Annotated in this window: 5 protein-coding genes; 3 read left to right on the top strand and 2 right to left on the bottom strand. The window is 49.2% G+C overall.

Features of this window, described 5'->3' with window-relative positions:
• Window positions 1–160 precede the first annotated feature (160 nt).
• Together IQ235_RS17070 and IQ235_RS17065 are read left to right on the top strand one after the other, a co-directional pair.
• The gene (locus tag IQ235_RS17070; protein WP_264322630.1) at window positions 161–970 is read left to right on the top strand and encodes a segregation/condensation protein A; all 810 of its coding nucleotides are present in this window, start codon (window positions 161–163) and stop codon (window positions 968–970) included.
• 232 nt (window positions 971–1,202) lie between these two features.
• Window positions 1,203–2,378 carry a nucleotidyltransferase family protein gene (locus tag IQ235_RS17065; protein ID WP_264322629.1) on the top strand — a complete coding sequence of 392 codons (1,176 nt, stop codon included), beginning with the start codon at window positions 1,203–1,205 and terminating at the stop codon, window positions 2,376–2,378.
• Window positions 2,379–2,615: 237 nt separating this feature from the next.
• On the opposite strand, the gene IQ235_RS17060 is transcribed toward IQ235_RS17065, so the two are convergent.
• Window positions 2,616–2,822 (bottom strand): hypothetical protein, encoded by a 207-nt coding sequence (locus IQ235_RS17060; RefSeq protein WP_264322628.1) that lies wholly within the window; start codon window positions 2,820–2,822, stop codon window positions 2,616–2,618.
• An 856-nt stretch (window positions 2,823–3,678) separates the two neighbouring features.
• Here IQ235_RS17060 and IQ235_RS17055 point away from each other — a divergent pair.
• On the top strand, window positions 3,679–5,145 hold the full coding sequence (locus IQ235_RS17055) for a carotenoid oxygenase family protein (protein WP_264322627.1): 1,467 nt from the start codon (window positions 3,679–3,681) through the stop codon (window positions 5,143–5,145).
• Window positions 5,146–5,376: 231 nt separating this feature from the next.
• Here the strand turns inward: IQ235_RS17055 and IQ235_RS17050 are convergent, their stop codons facing one another.
• Window positions 5,377–5,670: a small RNA NsiR4-regulated ssr1528 family protein gene (locus IQ235_RS17050; RefSeq protein WP_264322631.1), complete on the bottom strand. Its 294-nt coding sequence runs from the start codon at window positions 5,668–5,670 to the stop codon at window positions 5,377–5,379.
• Window positions 5,671–5,694: the final 24 nt, after the last annotated feature.

Raw genomic sequence — 5,694 nt, 5'->3', positions numbered from 1 at the left:
GAACGAGTTTTTCAAAGGGGTCAGTTTGAGGTAACTTGAGGAGAACTCCGCCAGACGGGGAACGTTTTAGATTTGAGATGGCACGATTTTTTGCCCTTTACCCCTTTTCTCAAGCCCCAGCTTTCTCACACCCCATTGGCCATTAGCAACCGAACTGGATATGACCCTTTCTCTGGCTCAAGATGCGATCTCCGTGCTCATCGATCTCGCCGAACGGGGAGAAATCGATCCCTGGAATGTGAAAGTTATTGAAGTCGTCGATCGCTATTTGGCCGAACTCAACCCCGTGCCGGAGGTAGGAACGAGTCCCTACTATGCAGATTTGTCGCGCTCGGGTCAAGCTTTTCTCTATGCCTCGATGCTAGTCTTGCTCAAAGCCGATAGTTTGCTGCAATCGACCTCCGAAAACGACGAACCGGGTCTTGAGGATGCCGAGGAATGGTTCGAGGAAGCCCGAGATGCGATTGCCACCTTGCCCCTGAAGCTCGAAGAACAGTTGCATCGCCGTGCGGTGGCACCTCCCCCCCGCAAACGCCGCGTCACCCTCCAGGAGATGATCGATCAGCTGCAAGTGATGGCAACAACGCTTGCCGAACCTCTGCGTCGTTCTCGCTCCCGTCGCGCTCTGCGGCAAGCCAAATCGAAAGCTGCTCGCGATATTACCCAACTCGCCCACCAAGAAAACCTAACGGAAATGGCGACGGAGTTGGAACAATTTTTGCGCGATCGGCGATCGGAGTTTTGCTCGGAGCGCGAGTGGTTGCCTTTTGAAGAACTGCTAGCAATGTGGACTCCCACGGTACCGCCCTCCCTCCATAAATCAGAAACGAGCGATCGAGTCGCACTTTTCTGGGCTTTGCTGTTACTTTCCTCCCAATCCAAAGTGGAATTAGAGCAAGAAGAGTTTTACCAAGATATCAACATTCGCCTCACCCTCGAAGACGATCGCACTTCAGCACAGGCAGGGTGAATGTGTAAAAAGGTAAAGAGTAAAGAGATAAAGAGTTGAAATTTTGTGAGATGATGACCCTCACCCACTTTTGCTTTTTCGCAAATATGCTCCCCCTCAAGGGTGCAGGTGCAGATCGTTGAAAGACAGCGTTCGATCGTCAACGCTAGAATCAACAGATGTAAGTTAGATTAACACTGGGAAGACTGTTTCCCAACAGAAAAGCGTGCCGAGGGTTGAATAGGTAAAACGTATGAAAGCCATGATTTTGGCGGCAGGGAAAGGAACCCGCGTCCGCCCGATTACATATACAATTCCCAAACCGATGATTCCGATCCTGCAAAAGCCAGTGATGGAATTTTTGGTGGAATTGCTGCGCCAGCATGGATTCGATCGAATTATGGTCAATGTCAGCCACTTGGCAGACGAGATCGAAAATTACTTCCGTGACGGTCAGCGATTTGGCGTTGAGATCGGTTATTCGTTTGAAGGTCGAATTTCCGATGGCGAACTGATAGGAGAAGCGCTCGGTTCGGCTGGTGGGATGAAGCGAATTCAAGACTTTTCGCCGTTTTTTGACGATACCTTTATCGTCTTATGCGGAGATGCCCTCATCGACCTGGACTTATCTGCTGCGGTGAAGTGGCACAAAGAGAAAGGCTCGATTGCCACGGTGATTATGAAATCGGTGCCCAAAGAAGAGGTTCCCAGCTATGGGGTCGTCGTCACCGACCAAAACGATCGCATTAAAGCTTTCCAAGAAAAACCCTCTGTGGAAGAGGCACTCAGTACTAATATCAATACAGGAATTTATATTTTCGAGCCGGAAGTCCTCGAATACGTCCCCTCCGGTCGCGAATACGATATCGGTGGCGATCTATTCCCCCAACTCGTAGAAATGGATGCACCGTTCTACGGTTTGACGATGGACTTCCAGTGGGTAGATATCGGTCGAGTTCCCGACTACTGGCGAGCGATTCGCAGTGTGCTTCTGGGGCAGGTCAAAAATGTCGCCGTTCCCGGCAAGGAAGTGGCTCCCAACGTCCATGCCGGTTTGAATGTGGCCGTGAACTGGGACAAAGTGGATATCCAAGGTCCGGTATATATCGGCGCGATGACTCGCATCGAAGATGGCGCGAAAATTATCGGTCCGGCGATGATCGGTCCCAACTGCTGTATTTGCGGGAATGCGACAGTGGATAACAGCGTCATTTTTGAGTATTCCCGTCTCGGACCTGGGGTGCGCTTAGTCGATAAGCTGGTGTTCGGGCGTTACTGCGTGGACAAAACGGGCAACACCATCGACGTACAAGCGGCTGCTCTCGACTGGTTGATCACCGATGCGCGTCAATCTCTGCCCATGGAACCCCCAACGGAACATCAAGCGATTCAAGATTTATTGGGTGCTCAGGAAAATTCACGAGTTTGAGTTGCGTTTTCTTCCGGTAGCTCTCTGGAGTGGGAGAGCACCCGAGGTTTTGCAATAGCTCTCAATCACCGACAATGCCATCGTAACGATTCTTGGCGACCGCCAAGGATCGTTTTTTGTCTGTTTGTTGCATGACTCGGACTTACGTAGATTCCGACTCGAACCACCATCTGTAGAGGCGCGCTGATATTGGGGTGGTTTCAACTTCAGGTCGTCGTCTGGACGTGACTTGGAAAGTTAGGCGATCGAGCGCCCAAAATGCTGGGCATTCCAGACAATTTTGTCACCGATTCTGCGATCTCCAAAACGTAGATACAGCAATCGTCTCATCAAGAACCGTTCGATTCGTGTCTGGAGTCTTTTGTCAATACCCCCATTACTGATGGCGAAAACCCGGAGTCGATCGATCTCTCCCAAACCCACGGCAGACAAGAGGGCAATCACGAGTCCTCACGGGCTTGATGGCGGTTATCCTGGCATACTCCTAACACAATTGCTCAAGTTGACAGCCAATTGGAGAGCGGGAAAACAGAACGATAAGGAAGAAGAATTTGAAATCAATTTTAAAAATATAGGAAGGTTAAAGTTTTGGAGAAAATCAATCAGTTTTATGAGTATTTTCTGATAAGAGATAGCAATTCAGTGATTCTACTTTATTTTATCTAATTATTTTTCAAGGACTCAGTATTTTTACAGGCATACTAAATCGCATTATTTTTGAATTCAGAGATATAAATATCTGAAAAGTACCATTTTAAAGTGCTTCGAGATAAATTCACAAATAAAAAGTATAAGACAGCTCGATCTCGAAAGACAATTTGTATTCTCGCGATTTTAGTTCGTATTATTTCGATCTAAAATTTTATCTTTACAAAAAATACGTAATTATACGAAGGTCTTTCGAGATTTATGCAAAGTAATGCGAAACAACCCCAAAAATCTTTAAACCATAGGGGTTAACATCACCGTGAAATTTCGTAAGTGGCGCTATAATACAAAAAATAATATGGCAGTTTCGTTACCGATACGTTAATTTTTTCCGGATAAGTGCATCTTTTAAGCGAACCTTTTAAGTGTATGCCTAACTCGACCTGGTGGCGCTTTACAGACGCATTGAGTCAGATGTGATTGGATTGACTCGATCGAACATCATCAATCATCAAAAAAAGCCCCTTGGGATGCTATTGGCTGCCATCTGAATCTCGACAGCAGAGATCGAAAAATAATACCCGAGGATATATTGTCACTGGGTCGTCCACACATAGTCACACCAATTGCAACATTTCCCAGACACAAATCTATGCAGGCAATCGATCCCGTACTTCGATCTAATTCAGATCCCGCACCCAATCAAGCTTGGAAAAAAGCCGTCGGACATACCGGCGTTGAGTTTGCACCCACCCCCCTAAAAGTTGTCTCCGGTCAAGTTCCTTCAGGTTTGCGAGGTTCTCTCTACCGCAACGGACCTGCTCGTTTAGAACGAGGAGGACGACGCGTGGGGCATTGGTTTGATGGTGACGGAGCCATGTTGGGCGTACATTTCAAAGATGATGGCGCAACGGGAGTCTATCGCTTCGTCCAAACTCAAAGTTACCTTGCAGACCAACGCGCTCGAACCCTCACCTGCGGCAGTTACGGTATGGTTCCGCCAAAACCCAAACTGCTATCGATGCTCAAACCCGTGCGCCAGCTTCTCAAGAACCCGGCAAGCGTTTCCGCTCTGGCACTCTCCGATCGCGTGCTGGCATTGTGGGATCAAGGACATCCCTACGTCCTCGATCCGCAAACCTTAGAAACCCGAGGCCAAGAAACCCTCGGAGAACTCCAAGAACATCAACCCTATGCCGCTCATTACAAGCGAGACTGGCAAACTGGCGAGATCTACAACTTCGGTCTGACCTATGGCATGAGTGCCACGCTCAATGTCTATCGCAGCAACCCGACGGGACGTATCGAGCAACAAACGGCGATCGATTTGGGTTGTTTGCCCATCGTTCACGACTTCATTATCGCCGGACGCTATCTGGTTTTCTTCATCTGTCCCGTGCGGCTCAATCCCATTCCCATCGTTACGCACCGCAAAAGTTTTAGCGATTGTCTCTCCTGGCAACCGGAGTTGGGGACTCAGATTTTAATACTCGATCGCGAAACGTTAAAGGTGGTGAGTCGCAGCCAAACCGATCCGTGGTATTTGTGGCATTTCGGTAATGGGTACGTGGATACCGATGGATCGATCGTTGGGGATATGGTGCGCTACGAAGACTTTAAAACAAACGACTATCTCAAAGAAGTTGGCTTGCTCGATATCAAAACCGCCGCACCGGGAACCCTATGGCAGTTCCGGATCGATCCCAAGTCGGCGAAAGTTATGGAAATGGTGGAAGTCCTGCCTTTGGGTGGAGAATTTCCGGTGGTTTCCCCTCATGAAGTTGGACAACACTCGCGGTATACGTATCTTTCCACCTTCAGACCGGGAGCCGATATTTCCCGAGACTTATGGGGGACGATCTCCCGATTCGACTATCGCACCGGGAAAGCCACCATCGTGGAGATGGGCAAAAACCATTATCCCACCGAGCCAATTTACGCTCCCGATGCCGAAAATCCCGATCGCGGTTGGATCTTGACGGTGGTGTTCGACGGAGATCGCAACAAAAGCGAAGTGTGGGTATTCGATGCCGAAAGACTCGATGGCGAACCCGCCTGCAAACTCGCGCTACCGGGAATTATCCCCATCGGCTATCACGGTACTTGGAAACCCGCCTAAGAGTGAGTTCGGTTAAATACCGATCGCTCGGACTCAGGCGATCGAAGTTCAAGAAAGGGGGACTCCATCAGATGGGAGACGGGAGCAAGATGTTTGCGAGCGACGCATCGATCGAACCTCGACAGACCATCATTCACCATTCACTCTCTTTTTTACCCCTTTCCCCTTTCGGACAGCATCTCGTTCGTCTGTTATGCCGAATTGAAGGATGATGGCGGTTGGCAATCGAGACTACTTGTCGCCGTAGTAGAATGCCACTTCTTTGTCTTTGAGGGGAACGAAATCGGCATCGAGTAACATTTGGTTTAGCTCGTCTTGCCCGAGATGCTTGGCTCCGATGCGGACGATTCGCGATCGCATCGTATTACTGACACCGCTGCGTTGCCGTTGACCTTCAAGCGCCATGACTCGTTTGTAGAGTTCGAGCTTAGCTTCGGGAATGGGACTACCATCGAGATCGAGTCCTTTTGCAATTGCGGCATCGACGGCATCGGCTCCTGTGGAAGCGGGGATTTGGGAAGACATGATAATGGTTTCAAATAGAACCTG

It is taken from the genome of Zarconia navalis LEGE 11467, assembly GCF_015207075.1.
GTDB lineage: Bacteria > Cyanobacteriota > Cyanobacteriia > Cyanobacteriales > Geitlerinemataceae > Zarconia > Zarconia navalis.
This window is presented reverse-complemented; position numbering and strand designations above follow the sequence as displayed.

Coding starts and splice junctions, on each gene's coding strand:
- IQ235_RS17070 (WP_264322630.1), top strand. CDS start 161: ATGACCCTTTCTCTGGCTCAAGATGCGATCTCCGTGCTCATCGATCTC.
- IQ235_RS17065 (WP_264322629.1), top strand. CDS start 1,203: ATGAAAGCCATGATTTTGGCGGCAGGGAAAGGAACCCGCGTCCGCCCG.
- IQ235_RS17055 (WP_264322627.1), top strand. CDS start 3,679: ATGCAGGCAATCGATCCCGTACTTCGATCTAATTCAGATCCCGCACCC.
- IQ235_RS17050 (WP_264322631.1), bottom strand. CDS start 5,670: ATGTCTTCCCAAATCCCCGCTTCCACAGGAGCCGATGCCGTCGATGCC.